This is a genomic window from Micromonospora sp. NPDC003776 (assembly GCF_053605645.1).
In genome coordinates this window covers 1-1,911 of the sequence record NZ_JBSGJR010000869.1, presented here as the reverse complement: position 1 = coordinate 1,911, position 1,911 = coordinate 1, and the positions used below count along the sequence as shown (strand labels likewise).

At 74.7% G+C, this 1,911-nt stretch carries 1 protein-coding gene and 1 pseudogene; both read right to left on the bottom strand.

All coding sequences use genetic code 11. The features are described 5' to 3' along the window. Nucleotides 1–720, bottom strand: a pseudogene (locus tag ACWEVO_RS35915) (molybdopterin-dependent oxidoreductase); the annotation flags it as partial. A gap of 201 nt (nt 721–921) precedes the next feature. After that, complete coding sequence (locus tag ACWEVO_RS35910) at nt 922–1,644, bottom strand: DUF5937 family protein (protein WP_452311848.1); 723 nt, start codon at nt 1,642–1,644, stop codon at nt 922–924. Nucleotides 1,645–1,911: the final 267 nt, after the last annotated feature.

The window sequence follows — 1,911 nt, the reverse complement described above, 5'->3', positions numbered from 1 at the left end:
GCTCATCGTCGCCGGCCCCGGCCGCCGGGTCACCAGGCCGTCCGGATCGGCCGGCTCCGGCCGGGTCCGCTCCACCGGCGTACGCCCGAAGCCCGGCCCGCGCAGCGCGGTGACCAGCCGGGGCAGCTTGATCGCCACGTGCGTGACCAGGGCGGCGGTGAAGATCCAGGCGCCGTACCAGTGCGCGGTGTAGAAGTCGAAGCCGAACAGGTACGCGTACTGGATGTTGAGCAGGCCGGTGGCGATCTGGAACAGGATCCCGCCGACCAGCAGCAGCAGCGACAGCCGCTCCAGGAGTTGGGCGACCGAACGGGCCGGCGGCCAGTCGAAGAGCTTGGGCACCACCGACCAGAGCTTGCCGAGGACCACCGGCACCAGCACGATCCCCAGCGTCACGTGCAGCCCCTGGGTGACCCGGAACAGCCAGGCGGGCCGGGTCGGCCAGGCGAAGACCGGCGGGTGCAGCCAGCCCACGTCGCGGGGGAACGCCTGGTCCAGCCGCGGCCCGTAGGCGATCCAGTCGAGCAGCCCGGTGACGATCACCAGGGGCAGGGTGGCCAGCAGCACCGCGCCGAGCACCGAGGTCAACCAGGGCCCGCGGACCGGGCTGCGCCAGGCGCGGGCGATGGCGTCCGCGCCCGGCGGCCGGTGCCGGGCCAGCCCGTGCCACAGCGCCGCCGGGGCCGCGGCCGGCACGTCGTCGGGTGGGCTGGCGGGCACGTCTCCTCCTGTGCGTGGGGCGGTCCAGTACTCCAGCCAGACGCTAGACGCCGACGCCGGTGACCGGTCCGGTTTGCCGCATTACCGAACGCTTACCGCTCACGCCCGGCGCCGGGCATGCTGCCCGAGGCATCACGCACCCCGGCCTGACGCCGAGGTGCCGGGCATCGTGCCGGCGCGACACCGGCATGTCCCGACGGTTCAGGCGCCGTCCAGCCGTCGACCGGCCTCGGTGAGCAGACGGTCGCCGAGTTCGGTCCGGGAGTAGTGCACCTGTCGGCCGACCCGGCGCGAGGTGAGCAGCCCCGCGGCGCGCAGCGCCTGAAGGTGCACGCTGAGCGTCGGCGCGGAGAGCGCCATCTGGGTGGCGGCCTGGCTGGTCGACATCGGCAGGTCCAGCTGGGCCAGCAGGGCGGCCCGGGTCTGCCCGAGGACGCCGGCGAGCGCCGAGCCGGCCTGCGCGGAATGCGCTGCCCAGAGCCGCCCGAGGCCCCGCGGGGAGTAGCAGACGCTGGGCGGCTCGGGCTGCGCGGTGCGCACCAGCACATCCGGCCAGGCAAAGGCGCACGGCACGAGGAGCAGGCCCCGCCCGCCGCAGTCGGCGTGGCCGGCGTAGTACTTGACGACGCTCAGCGTCTGGTCGGCGAAGGTCACCGACGGGTGCAGGCCACTCATCATCCGGTGGACGCCACCATCGGCCAGGGCGTCGAGTCGGTAGGCGATGTCGTCGTTGAGCAACGCCTCGATCCGCGGCCAGTCCGGGGCGATCGCGACCCGGTGGTACGCCTCGAGCGCTTCCGTGACCGGGCCGATGCCCGCGTCCGGCCGGTCCACCAGCGCCTGGAGCAGCGCCCGCCGTCCTTCGCGGCCGGGTCCCTGCTGGGCGACCCGGTGGCCCGCCAGGTGTGCCAACTCCCGCGCCACGAGCTCCGGGTCGGCGTCGGCCACCTGCCGGAGCGCGTCGGCGAAGGTCGAGGACCGGCGGCCCGGTGGCGGCAGCAGAAAGTCGGGGAGGTAGCCCGCCGGAGGCACCAGCGCCCGCAGCAGGTCCAGCTCGCGGGTCCGGCTGCAGCGCCAGGGTGAGCGGCGGTCGGTAGGACCCCGAACGAGCCGGAGACCCCGGAGACACTGGCCGCGGTCGTGGCGCACGACCGGATCGAGCCGGTGGGCCTCGAGGTCGAGATGCAGCGC